The organism is Ruegeria atlantica (assembly GCF_001458195.1).
GTDB classification, from domain to species: domain Bacteria; phylum Pseudomonadota; class Alphaproteobacteria; order Rhodobacterales; family Rhodobacteraceae; genus Ruegeria; species Ruegeria atlantica.
The window spans coordinates 74000-95144 of sequence record NZ_CYPU01000071.1; the positions used below are offsets into that span (position 1 = coordinate 74000).

Genomic DNA, 21145 nt, shown 5'->3' on the forward strand with positions numbered 1-21145 from the left:
AGTCAATCCACACAAGAGGCCGGAAAACTGTGCCGGAACGTTAACGCAGGCCGTCAATCACGCGACCCGGAATTCCTGCCCGGTTCTGTCCCAGATCAGCCCCACACGCTCGGCAATGCCCTTCATCTGCTTGTGCAGCGACCGGTCGTTCAACCTGCGGCTCAATGTGCGCAAGGGAACAAGATTACGTTCTCCATACCCGTCGATCAGCAGAAACATTCGGGTTTCGTTGCGCAGCCCGTAGACAATGTTGGTCTCGTGAATATCGCGGGCAACAATCTGAAGCTGAAACAGTTTTTTGGCAAAGCTGTTCAGTTCATTCAGAACATCATTGCTCAGCGCTCCATCCTCGCACAGCTTCGCAAGGGGACGCGCGAGCTGTCCGTCACCGGATTCAATTCGTTCCACAATGATCGCCGGGCCAATGTCGGTTTGCGCTATGCCAAAACATCGCGCCAAAGGCAGTTGCTCGATGTCGGTCCCGCTTTTCAGCGCCGCCTTCATCTCACCCTCGATTTCCTTCAGCGCATTGCGAAAAACAGAATCGGGCAGAAGCCGCCGGATCAACCGTTTTGCAAAGGATCGGTTGGGCCGTTTGCGCGGGCGCGTCACCTTTACCAATAAGTGGGATTGCCCCGGACAGGCATACACGTCTCGATGTCCGCCGCTGGCAATCGGGTCCTGATCGGACACCCGCAAAAGCTGCACTGCAAAAAGCATCCGGCCTCCGAATTTATTGCGCGTCGTGCTCCGACAGTACGTATTTGCAATCGCAATATGGGCATTCGACCCAGCCGGTATCTTCGGGAATCTGCAACCAAACGCGCGGATGGCCCAATGCGCCTTCGCCGCCGTCACAGGCAACACGTGCGGTTTCGACGATCTTGGTTTCCGGTGCATCAAGTGTCACGGCTGGCGATCCTTCATTGGTTGTCGGCCTCGCGGGCATGCATTAGGTGCGTTTATGAGCGATGAGCAAACCGGGGGCAAGGGTCTCATGACCGATGCGGCAATCAGGATCGATGGACTGCGCAAGACCTATCGTGGCGGCAAGGGCCAGCCCGAGAAACAGGCACTGAAGGGCATTGACCTGAGAATTCCACGGGGGTCGGTGTTTGGCCTGCTGGGCCCGAACGGGGCCGGTAAATCGACCTTGATCAACATTCTGGCTGGTCTGGTGGTGAAATCGGCCGGTTCAGTGTCGATCTGGGGGTACGATCAGGACCGCAACCCACGCCAGTCCCGCGCCGCGATTGGCGTGATGCCGCAAGAGCTGAACCTTGACCCGTTTTTTACCCCCCGCGGCGCGTTGGAGGTGCAGGCCGGTTTGTACGGCGTACCCAAGTCCGAGCGCCGTAGCGATGAGATCCTTGAACTGGTCGGCCTCAGCGACAAGGCCGAAGCCTATGCCCGCACCCTGTCGGGTGGCATGCGGCGGCGGTTGCTGCTGGCAAAGGCGCTGGTGCATCACCCCAAGATCCTGGTGCTGGATGAACCGACGGCAGGCGTGGATATCGAACTGCGCCAAATGCTGTGGGCTAATGTGCGCAAGCTGAACGAACAGGGTATGACCATCATCCTGACCACGCATTACCTGGAAGAAGCCCAGGAAATGTGTGACGAGATTGCCATCATCAACCACGGTGAAAAAATCGCTCAGGATAGCACCGCCAACCTGCTGGGCCGAATGGACAGCCGAACCATGGTGATCGTGCCCGACAACCCAGTTGTCGATCTGCCCGCAACCGAAGGGGTCGAAGCCGCCTTGCGCGACGATGGTAACCTTGTTCTGCAATATCGCAGCGCCCAAACCAACGCCGAGCAGGTTCTTGAAGCTGTCCGCGCAGCCAATATCCGCATTCGCGACGTCCGCACTGAAGAGGCTGATCTAGAGGATGTGTTCCTCGCCTTGACGTCCAGCCGCTCCGAGGACACCCCGGCGGTTGATCCGGATCAGCCGCGCCGTGGGATGCATAGGGTTAAGCTTTAGTCTCGGTCGATTCGGGCCTGATAGCAGTTGTTTCGCGCGGATCGTACATGGATATAGGCCACATCTGGCCGGGCAAAGATATCTCTGACTTTTGCACCGATCTGATCCGTGGGCGTGATCGCCCCGGTGCCATAGACGATGCGGTCATCTGTGCCATAGCCCTTAATAAGGTAGTCGGGCGACGAGGTCAGAATCTCGGGCAGGTCTTGCCCCTCGTATCGCTCACAGGGTGCAGCACACAGAAAGATTGGCCCGGTTTCCGCATATGGATGTGTCTCTAAAAAGGGCCTGTGGGCCAAGACCAGCATTTCTTCGCCCTCGGGAATATTTTGCAAACAATGGCGACACGGGTTACCGGCACCCGTGGAAACGGCCCGTTCTGGCGTTGCGCCATAAGCATCCGGGTGTCCTGCCTGAAGGGCGCGTACGTCGTCGGTGGGCAATGCGGTGATTTTGAACATTTCAGGTCTCCTTTTTCCCGACATTGCCCATCGGACCAAACCCAATCGACCCGTTTCCTGCGCAAAGGACTCGAAAAAGAACAAAACGTGAATATAATATGGAATCGTCATGTATGCCGAGCTGTCGATCACGTCGAATTTCACCTTCCTCACCGGGGCGTCCCACCCCGAGGAGTATATGGAGCGTGCCGTCACCCTGGGCCTGCCCGCCATCGCCATCGCTGATGACAACTCGGTCGCCGGGATCGTCCGCGCCCATACGCAGGCGCGCGAGATTACCCGCAAGGTGCGCGAACGGCTGGAGTGGGAGGCGCAGAACACCTCCATAGGCCCGCCTTGCCCCGATCACATCCCCAAACCGTCCTCGTACCCGATCCACGCGGTGCCCCGCCTGATACCGGCGGCACGACTGATCTTTACCGACGCACCCACGGTTACCGCCCTGCCCCTGAACCGGCAGGGCTGGGCCAACCTATGCCGTATCCTGTCCAAAGGCCGCCTGCGCGCCGAAAAAGGCGACTGCATCCTGCACTTGTCCGACCTGCTGGAGTTTTCCGACGGCCTCCACTTGCTGCTGTGGCCACAAACGGCCCGGTCTCCGGGCGGCGCGGACGGCTGGCGGACACAAGCGCAACAGCTGACGCGCCGCTTTGTCGGGCGGATGCATCTGTTGATGCACCCCCGGTATGATGGCGCAGATAGCGCGTTTTTCTCTATATTAGAGACTGAATCAAAACAACTCGATATCCCCACCCTCGCCAGTGCCACGCCGATGATGCATCACGGGGGCCGCCGCAAGCTGGGGGATGTGCTGACCGCTATCCGCCTGCGCCGCAAGGTCGATGAGCTGGGCCGAGACGCACTTGCAAATGGCGAACAACGTCTGCGATCCGAGTCCGAAATGCTGCGCATTTTCAAAGGTTATGAGGGGGCCGTCGCCCGCGCGCATGAACTCAGCGAACAGCTCACATTCTCGCTGGACGAGCTGCGTTATGAGTACCCCAGCGAGGGCAGCGAGCAGGAAACCCCGACCCAACGCCTGCATCGTCTGGCGCATGAAGGGTTGCAATGGCGCTATCCGGCAGGCGCATCCGAGAAGGCGAAAAAGATGCTGGCGCATGAGCTCGCCCTGATCGGCAAGCTGAAATACGAACCCTACTTTCTGACAGTCCGCGATATCGTTCATTTCGCCCGCTCGCGCGACATCCTCTGCCAGGGACGCGGCTCGGCGGCCAATTCGGTGGTCTGCTTCTGCCTCGGCATCACCGAAGTCAGCCCCGAGATGGGCACGATGGTCTTCGAACGCTTTGTCTCCGAGGCACGGGATGAGCCGCCCGATATCGACGTCGATTTCGAACATGAGCGCCGCGAAGAGGTGATCCAGCACATCTATGACCGCTATGGCCGCCATCGCGCCGGCCTCTGTGCCACGGTCGTGCATTATCGCGGCAAACGCGCCATCCGCGAGGTTGGCCGCGCGATGGGACTAACCGAAGATACGATCTCAGCGCTCTCATCTCAGCTTTGGGGCTTCTTCTCCGCTGCGGGGCTTGAGGCGGAACGGATGCGCGAGATTGGCCTCGACCCCGAAGATCGCCGTCTAAAACAGACTCTAATGCTGGTATATGAGATCGACGGTTTCCCCCGTCACCTGTCTCAGCATGTCGGCGGCTTCATCATCACCGAGGGGCGTCTGGACGAGCTTGTTCCTATCGAGAACGCCACGATGGAGGACCGCACGGTCATCTGCTGGGACAAGGACGATATCGACACGCTGGGCATCCTCAAGGTCGATGTCCTCAGCCTCGGGATGCTGACCTGCATTCGCAAGGCCTTTGACCTGATCGGTCAGCACCATCAGACCAGCTATACACTCGCCACCCTGCCGCCCGAGGACCCTGTCGTCTACGACATGCTGTGCAAGGCGGACTCGATTGGCGTGTTTCAGGTGGAATCGCGGGCACAGATGAACTTCCTTCCCCGGATGCGGCCGCGTAATTTCTATGATCTGGTGATCGAGGTCGCCATCATCCGCCCCGGCCCCATTCAGGGTGACATGGTCCACCCTTATATCCGCCGCCGGAACGGAGAGGAGGAGGTCAGCTTCCCCTCGGACGAGTTGGGCGAGGTGCTGGGCAAAACGCTGGGCGTGCCGCTGTTTCAGGAACAGGCCATGCAGATCGCCATTGTCGGCGCAGGCTTTACCCCGGAACAGGCCGACCGGCTACGCCGGTCTCTGGCAACCTTCAAGAAGCACGGCAATGTCAGCGAATTCCGCGCGCTATTCCTGCGCGGGATGAAACGCAACGGGTATGAGCAGAACTTCGCCGAACGCTGTTTTTCCCAGATCGAAGGCTTCGGCTCTTACGGTTTCCCAGAAAGCCACGCGGCCAGCTTTGCGCTGCTGGTCTATGCCTCGGCCTGGATCAAATGCCATCATCCGGGGATATTTGCCTGCGCCCTGCTGAATTCGCAGCCAATGGGGTTCTATGCCCCCGCCCAGATCGTCCGCGATGCGCGCGAGCATGAGGTTCAAGTGCGCCCGGTCTGCATCAATGCCAGCTTTTGGGACAATGTGATGGAACCTGACGGTCAGGGCGGGCTGGCGCTGCGGCTGGGCTTCCGCCAGATCAAGGGCCTCAGCGAGGAAGATGCCAGCTGGCTGACAGCCGCGCGCGGCAATGGCTACCATCAGGTCGACGATGTTTGGCGCCGTGCCGGTTTGGGACCATCGGTGATCGAACGGCTGGCCGAGGCGGATGCCTTCGCCGCCTGCGACCTGACACGGCGCGAGGCATTGTGGCAGGCCAAAGCGATCGCCACAGCCAAACCCCTGCCGCTGTTCTCGCAAGATCTGGAAGGGGAGGAGCTGGATGAACCCGAGGCCTACCTGCCGAAAATGACCTTGGGCGAGCAGGTGGTCGAGGACTACGTCGCCACCCGCCTCAGCCTACGGGCGCATCCGGTGGCCCTGCTGCGGCATATTCTGACACCGGACCCGCGCGACAAAACCACGCCTGTCGCATGACCGCAGAACGGGGTATTGCCCCTGAACAGAGTCGAAATCGGACCACCCCAATGACCAGACCCACCCTGCCCCCACGCTTTCCCGCGACGCCAGATCAGATCAACTCGCAGGTCCGCGCCTTTTATGCCCGCGTGCGCGAGGACACAGTAATGGGACCGGTCTTCAACAAACATGTCCACGACTGGCCCGCCCATGAGGAAAAGATCGCCGCCTTCTGGCGCAACGCGATTTTGTTCGAGCGCAGCTATGACGGCAATCCGCAGCAGGTTCATATCGAACGTCCCGACGTAAAGCCCGAGTTCTTCGCCCATTGGCTGGATCTGTTTGAAGAGGTCGCGACGCAGACGCTGCCCCCTGAAACCGCGGTACCGTGGGTCGCGCTGGCGCGCCGCATTGGTGTGGGAATGAAGGCCGGTGTTCAATCCGCGCGTCAACCCAAAGACGCACCCCCGATCCTGCGGTGATCCCGCGTCATAGCGGCCATGCAATGTTAGCGGTAAATTAAGGACTATGCGCGCAGCCAAAATGGGTTTACTCAAAGGCAAGCCACCCGCAACATACGCGGTGTGATGGCACAGTCACAACACCGAAACATCACCCGAGGCCACAACGATGAGCACTCAGAACTCCACCCTTCGGGGACTTGGCTATGCGTTTTTGGGCTTTGCGGTCTTTGCCAGCCATGACGCGCTGATCAAGGCGCTTGGCGGCGTCTACTCGGTGATGCAGATCATCTTTTTTGCCACGCTGTTTTCCTTTGTGCCGATGGCTGTCACGATTCTGACCGACCGGACAACCGGGAACTTCCTGCCCCATCACCCATGGCTAGTTTTGCTGCGATCTGCCCTGATGGTCACTGCGATGTCCTGCGCGTTTTACTCCTTTTCCGTATTGCCGCTGGCCGAGGTCTATTCGCTGCTGTTCTCCTTCCCGCTGATCGTAACGGTCCTGTCGATACCCATTCTCGGCGAGGTGGTCCGCGCCCAGCGCTGGGCCGCCGTGGGCGTGGGCTTGATCGGCGTTCTGATTGTCCTGCGTCCGGGCGCAACGGATATCACGCTGGGCCATCTGGCCGCCCTGACAGCCGCCTTTTGCAGCGCCTTTGCATCCGTGTTGGTGCGCAAGATCGGGAATGAGGAACGTTCGGCCGTGCTGATCCTGTACCCCATGCTGCTGGCCATCGCGGTAATGAGCCTGGCCCAACCAGCCGTGTACCAACCCCCGTCCCTGCTGCATCTAGCGATGATGGCGCTGGTGGGCGTGTTTTCTGTCATCGCCCAGCATCTGATCATTCTAGCCTATCGCGCGGCACCCGCCGGGGTTATTGCCCCAAGCCAGTATAGCCAGATCATCTGGGCCACGATATTCGGCATGGCTTTCTTTGGTGAACGCCCAGACGTCTGGGTAGCAGTCGGTGCAAGCGTCATTATCGCATCCGGCGTCTACGTGGTGTGGCGCGAAAGCAGAACCAACACGACCTCAGCCAACACGCCCGTTCTGCGGGTGCGGTCACCTCGGTCGGATACCGGGGCGTCACGGCCCGGGGAGTAAACGTCAAACTATAAAAACGGCGCACTATTCCGCGCGCCGCTTTCAACCGCATTACGCGGATTGTCTTGTATTAGAGCCTTAGTAAACGACGACCGACCGAATGCTTTCGCCTTTATGCATCAGGTCAAAGCCGTGATTGATATCATCCAGACCCATGGTGTGGGTGATCATCGGGTCGATCTCGATCTTGCCGTCCATGTACCAGTCGACGATCTTGGGCACATCGGTTCGTCCCCGCGCGCCGCCAAAGGCGGTGCCGCGCCACGAGCGGCCGGTGACCAGCTGGAATGGGCGGGTCGAGATTTCGGCCCCCGCAGGTGCCACGCCGATGATGATCGATTCACCCCAGCCTTTGTGCGCCGCTTCCAAAGCCGTGCGCATCACGCCGACATTGCCGGTGGCGTCAAATGTGTAATCCGCGCCGCCTTTGGTCAGGTTGACCAGATAAGGCACCAGATCGCCTTCAACCTCGGATGGGTTGACGAAGTCGGTCATGCCGAACCTGGTCGCCATCTCGACCTTTGACGGGTTCAGGTCGACGCCGACGATCTGATCTGCTCCGGCCAGACGCAGGCCCTGAATGACGTTCAGGCCGATGCCACCCAGACCAAACACGATAGCCCGGCTGCCGATCTCAACTTTGGCAGTGTTGATGACGGCACCGATACCGGTGGTCACACCGCAGCCGATGTAGCAAATCTTGTCGAAAGGCGCGTCCTCACGCACTTTGGCCAGCGCGATCTCGGGCAGAACCGTGTGGTTGGCAAAGGTCGAGCAGCCCATGTAGTGCAGGATCGGGTCACCATCCAAAGTCGTAAACCGCGAGGTTCCGTCGGGCATCAGGCCCCGGCCTTGGGTTTCGCGGATCGCCTGACACAGGTTGGTCTTGGGGTGCAGACAGTATTCGCACTCACGACATTCAGGGGTGTAGAGCGGGATCACGTGATCGCCCGGTTTCAAGCTGGTGACGCCCGGACCGACGTCGACAACCACACCCGCGCCCTCGTGACCCAGAATGGCCGGGAACAGGCCTTCGGGGTCAGCACCCGACCGGGTGAATTCGTCGGTGTGGCAAAGGCCGGTTGCTTTGATCTCGACAAGAACCTCCCCCGCCTTGGGGCCTTCGAGGTTCACATCCATCACTTCCAAAGGTTTGCCCGCCTGAATGGCGACGGCGGCACGGGTGCGCATGATCGTTGTCTCCCTGTCTTATTTGCCCCGACCCTGCGTTAATTGCAGGGTGTTTTCAACTGCGCTTTGGTGGCAGGTTGGCTAAATGTTTGATATTGCAGTAACGACATTGTCAGAAGGAGAAACGCCAATGCACCGATTTATTCCCGCGCTGGTCCTGCTGGCAGGCTGTGCTGAAACGACTGCACCTGTGGAAACACCCGCCTCAACGGACGCGCCGGTTGATCTGGCCTTTTGCCTGGGCGGCGATTTTGCCGATTCCATCGGCAAACCGGTTTCGACCATCCAAGCCCAGTTGCCCGAACGGTCGCGTGTTCTGGGTCCTGATGACATTGCCACACAGGATTATCGCATCGACCGGCTGAATGTTTTCGTGAACGGAGCCGGAATCATTCAACGCCTGACCTGCGGGTAAGCGTGGACTCGAGGCATGATTCTACGGTAAGAACAAAATAGGAACATTTTGATATCTGCCAATGCCAAAACGCCGAATACTCTCACTGTGGTTCCCCCGTCTGGGGGCTGAACGGCTGATCCGTGCCGCGCGGGGGCTGCATGTTGGCCCTTTGGCGGTGGTTGCGGAACAGTCGAACATGCAGGTGATCACCTCATTGAACGCAGAAGCGCAGGCCGCAGGTCTGCGTGTGGCCCAGCCCGTGCGTGATGCCCATGCCATGTGCGCGGCCCTGATCACACGACACCGCAACGCCCCCGCCGAGGCCGCGTTTCTGACCGCGCTGCGCCGCTGGGCCGGCAAGTTCAGCCCATGGGTGGCTGAAGAGATCCCCGATGGTCTGATCGTCGACCTGTCGGGCTGCACGCATCTGTTCGGCGGGGAGGAGGCGCTGCTGAGCGTCATTGAAACCGATTGCGCCGATATGGGGCTGAGCGTTCAGATGGGTATCGCCGACACGTTGGGCGCAGCCTGGGCCCTGGCGCGTTATGCGGGGCAAGAGGCCACATCTGACCGCAACGGCGACGCCATCAGCCAAGAGGCACGCGCCACCCGCGCACGCGCAGGGAAACGGCGGCACTGGACCAAGGGCGGGGCCGCGCCGCAAGTGATGGCTCAGGGCGGTGGCGCGCGGATCGCAGCACCAGGACAATCTTATGGCGCGCTCAGCCCTCTGCCGATTGCGGCGCTGCGGCTGGAAGATCAGGTTGTAGCACAACTGAACCGGCTGGGCCTGCGCCGGATCGGCGATCTTTTGGGTCAACCCCGGGCTTCTCTCGCCCGACGGTTCGGGCGCGGGCTGGTGATGAGACTGGACCAAGCGATGGGCAGCGCCCCCGAGCCGGTCTCGCCCGCACGTCCGCCCCATCACTTTGCGGTGCGGATGACCTTGCCCAACCCGATCGGGTTGATCGAGGATGTGATGGCCGCCATCGACCGGGTGTTGCCCACGCTGTGCACGAAGCTGGAAGAGAAGGCGCGTGGCGTCCGCACCCTGCGGCTCGAGGCGCATCGCGCCGATCAGGCGGCCGAGATCATCGAGGTTGGTCTGGCCCGTCCAACCTATGACAAACACCGCATTCGCCCTCTGTTAGAGATGAAAATCGACAAAATAGACGCAGGCTATGGCATCGACATGCTGCGGCTTGAGGCGATCCAGACCGAGCCCATCCATGCCCGCACCGTGGCCGGTCACGCCGAGGCCCGCCGTGTGGCCCGCGCGCGGCTGGAGGGCAATACAGCCGTAGATGATCTGATCGGTAAACTGGGCGCGCGGGTCGGGTTGGACGTGATCACCCGGCAGCACCCGGCGGCCTCACATATCCCCGAAAAAACCGCGCAGACGTTGGCGGCGGCGTGGTCGGAACCCGCCCGTGACTGGCCTGCCCCGTCGCGCCCGCGCCCGTTGCAGATGTGGCAGCCCGAACCGGTGATGGCCGCTGAAGCCCCGGATGTTCCAGCCGCCTTTCGCTGGCGCGGGCGCGACTGGCAGTTGGCACAGGCCACCGGTCCGGAACGGATCGCACCCGAATGGTGGCTGGATGACCCCAACTGGCGCAGCGGCGTGCGTGACTACTGGGTGGTGGTCACCGAACAGGGTGAGCGACTGTGGCTGTTTTACGGCCATGGCGGCACGATGTCGGCAGGCTGGTTCTGTCAGGGGCAGTTTGGTTAGAACGCCTGATTAGACTCTATTTTCCGCGGTAAATCAGCCAATCCGGCAGGTAATCCAGCAAACGGATCACCCAAGAGAACGGTGCCGGGAAATCGGTGCGGAACCGGCGGCGCGACATCGCCCTGACCACCCGGTCCGCCGCGTCCTCAGGTGTCATCAGCATCGGCATCTTGAACGTGTTCTTTTTGGTCAAGCGGGTCTTAATGAAGCCTGGATTGACGATCCGAACAGTTACCCCCGTGCCTGCCAGATCAAATCGCATCGTTTCAGCCAATGATACAAGCGCCGCCTTGCTGGCCGCGTATCCGATAGCAGCCGGAAGCCCGCGATAGCCAGACAAAGACCCGATCAGGGTAATGTCGCCCTGTCCGGCCCGTAAAAACCCTGGCACCGTCTCACCCAACACACGCAGCGCGCCAAGGTAATTCACGTCTGTCATGGACAGAACAGCTTCAGTATCCCAATCGGCCGATTTCATAGGCTCGTAGGCACCGGCATTGTAGACCAGCCCATCCACCACGCCGACATCTGCAACGGCCCGGCGCACAGCCGCCAGATCGGTCACATCAAACGGCACCGCCCGCGCGTTCGGAAGGGTTTTGCAAATCTCGGCCAAGCGCGCCGCATTGCGCGCCGAGAGGATCAGTTTTGCCCCCTGTCGGCTTAGCGCCTGGGCCAAAGATCGGCCTAGCCCCTCACTGGCGCCCACGATCCAATAAGTTCTTCCGTCAAAACTGCTCATGCTTGGGCCATCCGGACTGTCGGGTACATATGGCCCGGACATTGGTTTCGTGTTGTTTCAGACAATTTAAGGATTGTACGGATCGGCAACAAAGCTGGATCACGTTAACGCTCAAAAAACCGAGCAAGACATCATGACGTAACGCACGTTCAAAAAAAGTCCAACGTGATTGATCCGTACACGCATCTGATGCGTAATCCTTTTAAATTGCCGAACTAAGGGGATCACATGTTCGACGAACCAAGGGGCGCACGCAAGAAAATCGCAATTGTAGGTGCAGGAATATCAGGCCTATCCGCAGCTTACTATCTATCCGACGACAATGATGTAACGGTCTATGAGGCCGAGCCAAGACTGGGCGGCCATGCCCGAACGGTCATGGCTGGTAAAAACGGTGATCAACCGGTCGACACCGGTTTTATCGTGTTCAACTATTCCACCTACACCAACCTGACTAAACTGTTCGATGAATTGAACGTTCCCGTGATCAAAAGCGAGATGAGCTTTGGCGCCACGATCGACAATGGTCGCCTCGAATACGGATTGAACAATCTGCGCACCCTGACAGCGCAAAAACGCAACCTGATGCGTCCGGCCTATTACAAGATGATTTCGGACATCCTGCGCTTTGGCAAAGAAGCCCCGGAAGCTGCCAAGAACAATGACACTACGATTGGCGAACTGATCGACGAACTACGTTTGGGCCACTGGTTCCGCCACAACTATCTGATGCCCATGTGCGGGGCGATCTGGTCTACCCCCGTCGAATTCATTGACCGCTTTCCCGCACGTTCGCTGGTGCAGTTCTTCCAAAACCATGCCTTGCTGGCCGGTGATCGGTCAAAGCAGCATCAGTGGTGGACGGTCAAAGGTGGCAGCATTGAATATGTCCGCCGGATCGAGGCTGCATTGCGCGCCCGCGGTTGCGAAATCCGCGTCGCCTCCCCCGTGCAGCATGTTCAGAGGGATGAGTTGGGCGTGACTGTACATAGCGAAGGCCAGGCTGACCTTTATGATGAGATCATCCTTGCCACCCATTCCGACCAGTCGCTGGCCATTCTGGGCGAGAACGCCACACCCGAAGAAATTGCTGCCCTTAGCGCGATCAAATACCAGCCCAACAAGGCCGTCTTGCATTGCGATCCCGGTCAGATGCCCAAAAGACGGGCCTGCTGGTCCAGCTGGACCTATCGTTCGCAGGCCGGAAATGTCGGCGTTACCTACTGGATGAACCGGTTGCAGAACATTCCGGACAATGATCCGATGTTTGTAACGCTCAATGTTGCGGCGGATATTCCCGCAGACAAAATCTATGACGAAGTCGAATTCGCCCATCCGGTTTTTGATCAAGCCGCACTGAAGGCCCAGGGGCAAATTCGCGGCATGCAGGGACAGAACAAAACGTGGTTTGCCGGTGCATATAACCGGCATGGTTTTCACGAAGACGGGATTGCCAGCGCGATGCATGTTGTCGCGCAGTTGAACGGCACCTCGCGAACCATCGGAGCTGCCAATGGCATTGCTGAAAATGACCCGGTCATTCCTGTCGCGGCCGAATAGCTCGGTCTGGTGCGTCGCTCTACTGTCGCTGACCTTGCTGGCCCCGGTCGGGCTGGCGGCGTCACCTGTGTCGAACGAATTGCCGAACGCCGAACTGCGCGGGTCCGCCACGTTCCGATACCTTGGCCTACCGATCTATGACGCAAAGCTGTTCACGCCAGGCGGTGCCCCGTTCAGTTGGAGCGATGATTTCGGATTGCAGCTGACCTACCGCAAAAACCTCAAGCAGAAGGCTCTGGTCGAATCCACGCTGGACGAGATGACACGGCAAGGAAACAGCGGACTGACCCAAGTCCAGCTTGAGCAGTGCTTTCAGGCTGTCAGCAAAGGCGACAGCTATATGGCCATCTCGGAAGGGTCGAACAAGGTTGGTTTCTGGCGGAACGGGCGCAAAACCTGCACCCTGTCCGGGCCAGGCGTCACAAAGACATTCATGTCGATCTTTCTGGGAGACAATACCAGATCCGCAAGCTTTACGCGGCAATTGAGGGGACAGTGATGCTGTATCCCCGGGTCAGCCTCTATGCGCTGATGCTCGCAGCGGCGGGTATTCCCCTCTACATCCACCTGCCGCGTTTTGCTGCGGTTAACCTTGGGATTAGCCTTGGGGTGATTGGAACGGTGCTGCTGTTGATCCGGCTTGTGGATCTTGTGCAAGACCCGCTGATAGGCTGGGCGATTGACCGATGGCCGAAGGGTCAGTTGCTGTTCGCAGCCATGGCCGCCGTTGGGCTGGCGGTTGGCTTTCCGCTGCTCTTTGCCTTGCCACAGGGCGCAAGCGTGACATCGCTGATCCTGATCCTGATACTGCTGTTCTCGGCCTACAGCCTCGGGACCATCCTGCTTTACGGGCGCAGCGCAACCCTGGCCAAAACACCAGACGCAAAAGAGTTAATGACACTGGCAGCCTTCCGTGAAGGTGGACAATTGGCGGGGGTTGTCATTGCCGCGAGCGCGCCTGCACTGTTCGTCGCTTTAGGGGCGAACGCACAGGGATACCCCGCCTTTGGGCTGTTTCTGGGCGTCCTGTCGATCGTAACCATCGCGCTGACATTTCCAATGTGGCGGCGCACGCCGATTACTGGCGAGGGCCTGTCTTTCGCAGGGCTGGGTCAGGCTGGGGCATTGCGACTATTGGCGCTGGCGTTGGTAAACAGTTTGCCGGTAGCCATCACTTCAACCCTGTTTCTGTTCTTCGTCGAAGACAGGCTGCAATTGCCGGCCAAGGCGGGTCCCTTGTTGATCCTGTTTTTCCTCAGCGCCGGCGCCAGTGTGCCGCTTTGGGCCAAGCTCAGCAATCGCATTGGTCCAAAACAGACCCTAATCATTGCTATGCCGCTGTCTATTGCCAGCTTCATAGGTGCTGCGATGTTGCCGGCGGGTGAGCTTTTGGGCTTTGCTCTGATCTGCCTTGCCTCGGGTGCGGCACTTGGGGCCGATATGGTGGTCCTGCCCGCCATGTTCTCGGTCGTTTTGACCCGCGCCGGCCTGAACGCCTCAGCCGCGTTCGGCATCTGGTCCTTTGCGGGCAAGCTGGGCCTCGCGCTTGCCGCTTTCTTTACATTGCCCCTGCTGGAACGCAGCGGCTTTTCACCTGGCCAATCGAATTCCGCCCAAGCCCTGGAAACACTCAATCTGGCTTATGCGGTACTACCCTGCATCCTGAAACTTGGCGCGTTTGGCATGGTCCTGACGTTGCCCACGGAGGTCTCAGCCAAATGAAAACGCTTGTTGTTTTACTGTTCGCCACTCTCGCTTTGTTTATTGCCAAGAACCGGTTCCTGAGCTTCCGGTCACAAACACCGGCCGACTACACCGGCACTGGGCCTGCATTCAAAATGAAAGAGGTTCTGAACGGAGAGATCCTGTCCGAAGGGCTGATCTATGGTCCGAACGGCAAGATGTCGAACAGCTTTGTCGCCCGTATGGTTGGGAACTGGGATGGCAACACCGGCACGTTGTCCGAGCATTTCACCTATTCCAACGGCAAACAGATGACACGTAAATGGTATCTGACGCTGGGCACCGGCAATACGTTCATCGCCACGGCGGATGACATCGTCGGTGAAGGTCATGGAACAATTTCAGGATCAACTGTCAAACTTACCTACCGCATTATTCTTCCCGAGGATGCCGGTGGGCACACTTTGGACGTCACCGACTGGATGTACCTGACCGAAAACGGTGTAATCATGAATCGGTCCGAGATGCGCAAGTTCGGCATCAAGGTCGCAGAGCTGATTGCCACGATGCGCCCCGCGCCCGAGGTTAAATCCGCACATGTCCCCAGTTCAAACGGCTATGATGCGGACGCAGAACAAAGGCCGCTGCAATGATCTCGCGTCGGGTCCTTGTTGCGGGCCTGGCGATCGCCGGGCTGGCTGTTCTGACTGCCTGTTCGGCCAAACCGCGCATTCCCAAGACCTTTCTGTCAGACCGGCAGTTGAACCTTGAAGAATTTTTTGAAGGTAAAACCGTCGCCTATGGTCAGTTTCAGGATGTTCTGGGCAACGTACCGCGCCGATTTACGGTGGATATCGACGGAACGTGGGATGGTGAAACCCTGACCCTGGTCGAGGATTTCCTCTATGATGATGGTGCCACCGAACAGCGTATCTGGACGCTGACCAAGACGGGTGAGGACACCTGGACCGGCACGGCCCCCGGCGTTCTGGGCACCGCCAGCGGTGTCGAACGCGGCGATACGTTCAACTGGACATACAAGATCGACCTGCCGATCAAAGAAGGCACCATACGGGTCGACTTTGACGACTGGATGTGGCTGCTGGACGATGACCGTCTGCTGAACCGAGCCTATGTCTCGCGTTATGGCGTCCGGCTGGGCGAGGTCATTCTGTTTTTTGAGAAGAAATAAGCTAGCAGCAAAAGAAAAGGGCAGGTCCGAAGACCTGCCCTTAAACTTTGTGGTTTAGCTCAACTTAGAAGTTGAACTGCGCACCGAAGTCAGCGCGGATGCGCCCGTCCTCGTCACCCGTTTTGATTTCGCCGATACCACCACGCAGCGATGCACCGCCGCCCAGGTCGTAGATGGCGCCAATACCGATATTGCGGGTATCGTTGTCAGCGGAACCGTCACCGTAAGCAAACTGCAGGGTGGTTGCAGCGCCGAGGTCGTATGCTAGCGACAGACCGTATGCGGTGCCGTTCTCGGCGTCATCAACAACGTCATCGTCCGCAACAAACAAGGTACCCGAGAAGTCACCGAATTCTGCGCCCAGGGTCAGAACGGTCAGCGACTGCTTTTCGCTGCTGCTGTTCACGTTCGCTTTGGTCTGACCATAAGCCAGAGCGGCAGTGATGTTGTTGAAGGTGTAGGTTGCGCTGATGTCCCAACGGTCTGCGTCTTGCGGAACACCGTCCAGAGCAACAGTTGCCTGGTCATATGACGCGCCAAATGCGAAATCGCCAATTGCGTACTGGAAGAACACGGCATTCGCGCCCGAACCGGTCGAGGTGTACTCTAGGAAGCTGTAGTCAACGCCCGAATACTGACCCAGAAACTCTTCCAGGCCCGGTTCGTTACCGAAGTAGTTTGCCAAGTTGTCAAAGGAACCTGCAACGTTGCCGGCGTCAACACGCAGACCACCGTAGATGACCGAGAAGCGTGCGCCGTTCAGGCCCGCGCTGTTCTGTTCGCCGTTGCCGGAATCGTCATCAGCCTGCAGACGCACACGTGCCTGGAACTCAACGCCGCCATCGGTTTCTGCGGTGCCGTCGATGTTCAAGCGGAAACGCGAGACCAAGATGGTGTTGTCGGTGTCGACGTTCGCGGTGCCATCAGCGACGATGTCGCCGTTTGCATCCGTGGTAAAGTTGTTAACAGTGCCGGTGCGATCTTCTTGGTAGCCAATACCAAAACGACCGTAGCCGCTGAATTTAACGTCGGCCGCTGCAACGCTTGCAGTTGCAATCAGAGCCGTCGATGCAATGAGAAGATTTTTCATGGTAAACCCACAAGTTTTGAGAGGAGTGCAGCCGCTAGGGCGACTGCTGGCCTACTCGGACAAATTCCGAGCGTGCGCAATGGTTTCGCTGCATTTCATTCTGGGCAAGGTTGGTATTTGTTGCATCTTTGCAAATGCAGAATACCGCACGAAACCCAATTTCCTGAGTATTTACGTATGTTTCGCGATCAGCAGTGTTTCGTTACAAAAAGTTGATCAAAGAAATGCGACGATGCCCCTTTAAATGCCAAAAAACGTACATGTTTGCAATTGAGACTTCCCGGGGGCTGACCCCACCTTCCGAAAATAGGCAGATTCGGGCAAAATCCCGCTCAAAACAGGTTCTGTGATGGGTAAATCGGATGATGAAACCCACCAATCAATTGCTGGTGTAGAAGAAAGACAGCTTGCGGCTGACCCCACCTGGCGGCAGCGGAAAGGGCGAGGCCGCCTGCACTTGCGCCCTTGCGGCCCGGTCAACATCGGACGACCCTGAACTGTCGATGACATCGACCCAGGCCAGCGTGCCATCGGGATTGATTTCGAAAAACACCTTGGCGAATCCCCGGGCAGCAACAAATACCGGGGGTGCGCGGTTCAGGTGGACCAAGACCTCACCCGCATAATTGGTAGTGTCCGAATTGCCGGGGCCACGCCCGCCCGAACGGCTGCCACTACTGCCAGACCTGAAGGCATCCAGACCTTCGCGCCTGTAGGCGTAAAGGGGCGATTCAACCACCTCTGACGGGAACTGCAACTCGCTGAAGTCCCGCGCACCATTCAGCACGCCCCGCCGTTCCGGCGTCGGTTGGCGTTCAGGGCGCTGCGGCCGGATCGAAGACGTCACGGCCAGTTCTGTCACGTCTTCATTTGCATCCTGGTCGGTTGGATCAACCGGATCATCCGGCTCAATCGCCTCGGACTCCAACGGTACAACAGGGATCGCGGCCTCGGGCGACGGGGTGACCGGCAGCGCCGCCAGCTCTTGCGGTTGGGGCGACACGGGCTGGACCTCGGTCGCGACCTCTGGCTCGACCGCGACTGCCTCGGGGATTCCTTCGGGCACATCGGTCGCTGTTTCCGCTTCGACCGGTGGGGTTTCGTTGACATCTTCGCTGGCGGCGGCATCGCCTTCGGATGTGTTTTCGGTCTCTGCCACATCAGGCTCAACCGGTTCCGTGGCAGTCGGCTGAACCACTTCTGCTTCGCCGATATCGGGCGCGTAAACCTCCTGCGGGTTTTCCGACGCCACAAGCGCCTCACTGACCGGGATTTCCGGTTCCTCAGGCAGTGTTTCAACCGGCGGCTCTGGTGCCTCCGCCGGTTCAGGTTCAATCGGTTCGGCGACAACCTCGGCAAGATCTTCGAATGTCGTGCTTAGCTCAATTGATTCAGGCGCTTGGCCACCTGGCGCGTCTTCTGCAAGCCGCTGCCCGGTCACGCTTAACCCCATCAGGTGCAACAACAGCGACACCAGAATAGCCACCGCCGCAATCATAACCGACCGGCGGATCATTCCAGCGCCTTCTCGGTCACAACAAAGACGGATGAGGCGCCCAGACGGCGTAGCGCGCCGGTTACCTCGATCAGACGCGGGCCCGGTGCGTTTCGGTCGGGGACGATGCGCACGGCTTCGGGCCCTTGGCCACGCATATGCGTTTCGGGATCTGTTGGCGTTCCACGATAGCTCAGCGTGCCGTCGGCGTGCAGGATCAGCGCATCAGGTGGCTCGCGCCCTTCAAGGTCTGCGGTGTTCACGAGCTCAAGATCCGGATCCAACGGCGGGGCCAGCGTGCCGGCGAGCAGGAAAAAGATTAGCATCAGGAAAACGACGTTGATCAGAGCAATCGTCGAGTCGCGTCTGCGTTTGGGGCGCCTGTACTTGATCATTCCAGCACCAGAACGCTTAACCCGTCACGCCCGCGCAGCCGGACCAATACGTCGATGACGCGCTGCGCCGTTGTATCCGGGTCCAAACTGACCAGAACCTGCCCGGCCTCCAATTGCGTTTCCAGATCATTGAGAGAGACCGTTTGCCCGTTCAGCACCAGCCGCTCTGACCCCAACTGCAGGAACAACCGCTCGGTCGGTGTCGCCGAAGTCGTACTGCCGCCCACTGCGTTGCTCAGCTCGATTTCGCCATATTTGGAAAAGGTAGAGGTCAGCATGAAGAACAGCAACAGCAGGAAAATCACGTCGATGAGTGGAGTCATCGACATGGGGCGTCGGACAAAGGGTGCGGTATTACGCATGTCCGGGGGCGGTCGCCACGGCCCGGGTATCGTCGGCCTGCGCAACAGCCTGCCCCGGCACCAGAATTGTGCGCAGCGCCTTGTCCGCAAAGACCCGTTCGCGCGCCGTGCGGCTTTCGAACCAGGACAACAGCATCGAGGTCGGCATCGCCACGGCCAGACCCACAGCCGTTGTCAGCAGGGCAACCCAGATACCTCCGGCAAGCAGGGATGGGTCGACAGACGACCCAGCGGATTGCAGGCTGCGAAACGCCTCAATCATCCCCAGGACCGTACCGAACAGACCCAGCAGCGGCGCAAGCTGCGCCACGGTGTCCAACAGTCGGAAGCCGCGTTCAAGCCCGGCAAGCGCCAGACCGGCCTCGGCATCCAGCCGTTGGTCCAGACCCGGCGTATCTGAGGCATTCATCGCAACCCGTACCAGGGGGGCAAGGTAACTGCGGCTTTTGTCCAGACGGGCGTGGGCGGTTTGCGGATCGCCTGCATCCCAGGCCGCCAGCGCCTCGGACAACACCCGGTGACGCCCGACGCCCGATGCAGCGAATTGCCAAAGCTTGTAAAGCGTGACCGCAACGGTCACCACCGACATCGCGATCAGGATCGCAACAACAGGCCCGCCCAGATCAAGGATTTCGCGCAATGCATCAAAGGGGCTCATCCAATCAACTCCACATTTGTTCGGCTTTGCAGTTTCAGCCCGTCTTCACATATCGAACTGTCCGCCCCGGCCACCTTGCATGCGTTGGTACCGTTGATCAGGGCTTTTCCGACCGAGCTGCAGGCCATGCCCGGCAAATCGAATTGGCGCACACGTGGTCGTTCCGTAGGTAAGTCGCGGAAGTTGAATAGAGAAAGTCTGACAACGCTACCGGAGGCATCAAAGATGACTGTCTCAAAACTGACTTCGTCAATGGCTGTCCCAGTTTGGTTTTCCACGACAAAGGTCAGTCGGCAGGCGTTTTCGACATCCTGAACCGTATTCAGCTCAATTTGCAGACCTTCCGAAGCGGCCACCTCGGACTGCGCTATCGCAACTGCAGGCAATGCACATACACAAAATGCAGCAAGTGCCGGACGGAGAAAAAACATTGGCGCGCTCCCGATTGTTCAAGGCAGACATCAAGGGCCGGCGACGCTCCGCTGGCGTTCAGATACACATAGTCAATGCAAGGGGATGACGAAAGGGGGACCTTTGGGTTTGTGAATAGGGATCACGTCAGCGTTCATGCGCGGTTGCAAGCGCGGAGGTGATCAGCCACTCAAGGGCGTTTGATTTAATACCGTTTTCAGCTGAAAGCACGCTACTTCGGCATTCCAAAATCTGTGCATAAACAGGCCAGTCTTTCTGGTTCGGCGGGTAGATCGAACCGCCGAGCTTTCTGAGTTCCCACTCATGCATCTTTCCGCCAGTTACGCCAAAGCTGATCTGACCGGGAATATGCGAAGTTCGCCAAGCGATCCACGGTCGACGAGGCTGGGAAGATACTCAATCAGAACGCAGCCTGCAACATTCGATGGCTCCGGTATTGGCCCCGTATAGAGTTGCTGTACTGTCACAGGAGATCAATTGACCTTCAGGGCGCAAATTTTTGAAAAAAGTGGTGAGCCGTGCAGGATTCGAACCTGCGACCCGCTGATTAAAAGTCTTATTGCCTCTTTTTCGATAGCGTTATGGGCAGTTCGATTGAGCAGCTTATTCCCTTTAATAATTAGAGTATTCGCGGGTTGTGGTTTCTACAAGGCTCTTCCCAACTCCCCGCATTTTGCTTACCCTATGCGTACCTAAGTCATCTGGACTGGTCTTGAAGTACTTGAATGGCGATTGTTTGATCATGCGCGAAGGCTACGAGAGTACCCTGCCCGTCTCAACCCAAGTTCTTCTGACAAGACCACCTCGCCTTCGTGATCAACAGCCCGCCACAGATAATGCCTCTTGCCATTCACCTTCACGAAAACCTCGTCCACGTGCCACTTCCATTTAGAGAATGCGCGCAGCTGCTGAACACGCTTTCTACGGATCTCAGCAGCAAACATCGGGCCAAACCTGTTCCACCAATATCGGATAGTTTCGTGGCTCACGTCGATCCCGCGTTCGTGCAGCAGATCTTCGACATTCCTAAGCGAGAGCGGGAAACCGATGTACAGCATCGCTGCCAAGCGGATAATCTCGGGACTGGTTTTGAAGTATTTGAAAGAGACAGGTCTGGTCATTGGCAAAAGCTACGCAACCGCCCTGCCCCGCTCAAGCAAAGTTCGTCTGACAAGACCCCCGGGTC

The 21145-nt window shown here is 58.7% G+C and carries 23 protein-coding genes and 1 pseudogene; 11 read left to right on the top strand and 13 right to left on the bottom strand.

The genetic code is table 11. The features are described from left to right. Positions 1-57 precede the first annotated feature (57 nt). A complete protein-coding gene (locus RUA4292_RS19525; RefSeq protein WP_082637200.1) occupies positions 58-720 on the bottom strand; it encodes a YrbL family protein in 663 nt (220 codons plus the stop codon). A gap of 13 nt (positions 721-733) precedes the next feature. Continuing rightward, positions 734-910, bottom strand: coding sequence for a zinc-finger domain-containing protein (locus RUA4292_RS19530; protein WP_082637212.1), 177 nt, complete (start codon positions 908-910; stop codon positions 734-736). A gap of 87 nt (positions 911-997) precedes the next feature. On the opposite strand from RUA4292_RS19530, the gene RUA4292_RS19535 reads away from it, so the two are divergent. Then, positions 998-1990 (top strand): ABC transporter ATP-binding protein, encoded by a 993-nt coding sequence (locus tag RUA4292_RS19535; protein WP_058279350.1) that lies wholly within the window; start codon positions 998-1000, stop codon positions 1988-1990. On the opposite strand, the gene RUA4292_RS19540 is transcribed toward RUA4292_RS19535, so the two are convergent. Further along, the gene (locus tag RUA4292_RS19540) at positions 1987-2451 is read right to left on the bottom strand and encodes a DUF1203 domain-containing protein (RefSeq protein ID WP_058279351.1); all 465 of its coding nucleotides are present in this window, start codon (positions 2449-2451) and stop codon (positions 1987-1989) included. The genes RUA4292_RS19535 and RUA4292_RS19540 overlap by 4 nt on opposite strands. A 109-nt stretch (positions 2452-2560) precedes the next feature. On the opposite strand from RUA4292_RS19540, the gene RUA4292_RS19545 reads away from it, so the two are divergent. The 3 genes from RUA4292_RS19545 to RUA4292_RS19555 all read left to right on the top strand — a co-directional run bounded on the left by RUA4292_RS19545 (position 2561) and on the right by RUA4292_RS19555 (position 7030). Next, a complete protein-coding gene (locus tag RUA4292_RS19545) occupies positions 2561-5479 on the top strand; it encodes an error-prone DNA polymerase (RefSeq protein WP_058279112.1) in 2919 nt (972 codons plus the stop codon). A 50-nt stretch (positions 5480-5529) separates the two neighbouring features. After that, on the top strand, positions 5530-5943 hold the full coding sequence (locus RUA4292_RS19550; protein ID WP_058279113.1) for a group III truncated hemoglobin: 414 nt from the start codon (positions 5530-5532) through the stop codon (positions 5941-5943). 148 nt (positions 5944-6091) lie between these two features. Beyond that, positions 6092-7030: a DMT family transporter gene (locus RUA4292_RS19555; protein WP_058279114.1), complete on the top strand. Its 939-nt coding sequence runs from the start codon at positions 6092-6094 to the stop codon at positions 7028-7030. Between the two features lie 78 nt (positions 7031-7108). Here RUA4292_RS19555 and RUA4292_RS19560 read toward each other — a convergent pair whose 3' ends face one another. Beyond that, positions 7109-8221, bottom strand: a complete 1113-nt coding sequence (locus RUA4292_RS19560; RefSeq protein WP_058272862.1) for an S-(hydroxymethyl)glutathione dehydrogenase/class III alcohol dehydrogenase — start codon at positions 8219-8221, stop codon at positions 7109-7111. 130 nt (positions 8222-8351) lie between these two features. Here RUA4292_RS19560 and RUA4292_RS19565 point away from each other — a divergent pair, with 130 nt between their 5' ends. Further along, entirely contained in the window at positions 8352-8636 is a 285-nt protein-coding gene (locus RUA4292_RS19565; protein WP_058279352.1) for an I78 family peptidase inhibitor, read from the top strand. A 61-nt stretch (positions 8637-8697) separates the two neighbouring features. Then, the gene (locus RUA4292_RS19570) at positions 8698-10350 is read left to right on the top strand and encodes a DUF6504 family protein (protein WP_058279115.1); all 1653 of its coding nucleotides are present in this window, start codon (positions 8698-8700) and stop codon (positions 10348-10350) included. A 16-nt stretch (positions 10351-10366) separates the two neighbouring features. Here the strand turns inward: RUA4292_RS19570 and RUA4292_RS19575 are convergent, their stop codons facing one another. Next, positions 10367-11092 (bottom strand): SDR family NAD(P)-dependent oxidoreductase, encoded by a 726-nt coding sequence (locus RUA4292_RS19575; protein WP_058279116.1) that lies wholly within the window; start codon positions 11090-11092, stop codon positions 10367-10369. Positions 11093-11320: 228 nt separating this feature from the next. Here RUA4292_RS19575 and RUA4292_RS19580 point away from each other — a divergent pair, with 228 nt between their 5' ends. From RUA4292_RS19580 to RUA4292_RS19600, 5 genes are read left to right on the top strand one after another with little or no spacing between them, the layout of a single operon-like run. Further along, positions 11321-12652, top strand: a complete 1332-nt coding sequence (locus RUA4292_RS19580; protein ID WP_058279117.1) for an NAD(P)/FAD-dependent oxidoreductase — start codon at positions 11321-11323, stop codon at positions 12650-12652. Then, the gene (locus RUA4292_RS19585; protein ID WP_058279118.1) at positions 12606-13151 is read left to right on the top strand and encodes a hypothetical protein; all 546 of its coding nucleotides are present in this window, start codon (positions 12606-12608) and stop codon (positions 13149-13151) included. The genes RUA4292_RS19580 and RUA4292_RS19585 overlap by 47 nt, the downstream gene beginning before the upstream one ends. Next, the gene (locus RUA4292_RS19590; RefSeq protein WP_058279119.1) at positions 13151-14374 is read left to right on the top strand and encodes an MFS transporter; all 1224 of its coding nucleotides are present in this window, start codon (positions 13151-13153) and stop codon (positions 14372-14374) included. Before RUA4292_RS19585 ends, RUA4292_RS19590 begins: the two co-directional genes overlap by 1 nt. After that, positions 14371-14988: a DUF3833 domain-containing protein gene (locus tag RUA4292_RS19595; protein WP_058279120.1), complete on the top strand. Its 618-nt coding sequence runs from the start codon at positions 14371-14373 to the stop codon at positions 14986-14988. The genes RUA4292_RS19590 and RUA4292_RS19595 overlap by 4 nt, the downstream gene beginning before the upstream one ends. Beyond that, positions 14985-15527: a DUF3833 family protein gene (locus tag RUA4292_RS19600; protein ID WP_058279121.1), complete on the top strand. Its 543-nt coding sequence runs from the start codon at positions 14985-14987 to the stop codon at positions 15525-15527. The genes RUA4292_RS19595 and RUA4292_RS19600 overlap by 4 nt, the downstream gene beginning before the upstream one ends. Before the next feature lie 64 nt (positions 15528-15591). Here RUA4292_RS19600 and RUA4292_RS19605 read toward each other — a convergent pair whose 3' ends face one another. The 8 genes and pseudogenes from RUA4292_RS19605 to RUA4292_RS19640 all read right to left on the bottom strand — a co-directional run. Continuing rightward, entirely contained in the window at positions 15592-16617 is a 1026-nt protein-coding gene (locus tag RUA4292_RS19605; RefSeq protein WP_058279122.1) for a porin, read from the bottom strand. 379 nt (positions 16618-16996) lie between these two features. Then, positions 16997-18133: an energy transducer TonB family protein gene (locus RUA4292_RS19610; RefSeq protein ID WP_058279123.1), complete on the bottom strand. Its 1137-nt coding sequence runs from the start codon at positions 18131-18133 to the stop codon at positions 16997-16999. After that, positions 18130-18507 (bottom strand): ExbD/TolR family protein, encoded by a 378-nt coding sequence (locus RUA4292_RS19615; RefSeq protein WP_058279124.1) that lies wholly within the window; start codon positions 18505-18507, stop codon positions 18130-18132. Before RUA4292_RS19615 ends, RUA4292_RS19610 begins: the two co-directional genes overlap by 4 nt. Further along, positions 18504-18869, bottom strand: coding sequence for an ExbD/TolR family protein (locus RUA4292_RS19620; protein ID WP_233493504.1), 366 nt, complete (start codon positions 18867-18869; stop codon positions 18504-18506). Before RUA4292_RS19620 ends, RUA4292_RS19615 begins: the two co-directional genes overlap by 4 nt. After that, positions 18862-19527 carry a MotA/TolQ/ExbB proton channel family protein gene (locus RUA4292_RS19625; protein ID WP_058272851.1) on the bottom strand — a complete coding sequence of 222 codons (666 nt, stop codon included), beginning with the start codon at positions 19525-19527 and terminating at the stop codon, positions 18862-18864. Before RUA4292_RS19625 ends, RUA4292_RS19620 begins: the two co-directional genes overlap by 8 nt. Next, a complete protein-coding gene (locus RUA4292_RS19630) occupies positions 19524-19958 on the bottom strand; it encodes a hypothetical protein (RefSeq protein WP_058279125.1) in 435 nt (144 codons plus the stop codon). Before RUA4292_RS19630 ends, RUA4292_RS19625 begins: the two co-directional genes overlap by 4 nt. A 127-nt stretch (positions 19959-20085) precedes the next feature. Further along, a complete protein-coding gene (locus RUA4292_RS19635; RefSeq protein WP_058279126.1) occupies positions 20086-20268 on the bottom strand; it encodes a hypothetical protein in 183 nt (60 codons plus the stop codon). A gap of 488 nt (positions 20269-20756) precedes the next feature. Continuing rightward, positions 20757-21080, bottom strand: a pseudogene (locus RUA4292_RS19640) (IS6 family transposase); the annotation flags it as partial. Positions 21081-21145: the final 65 nt, after the last annotated feature.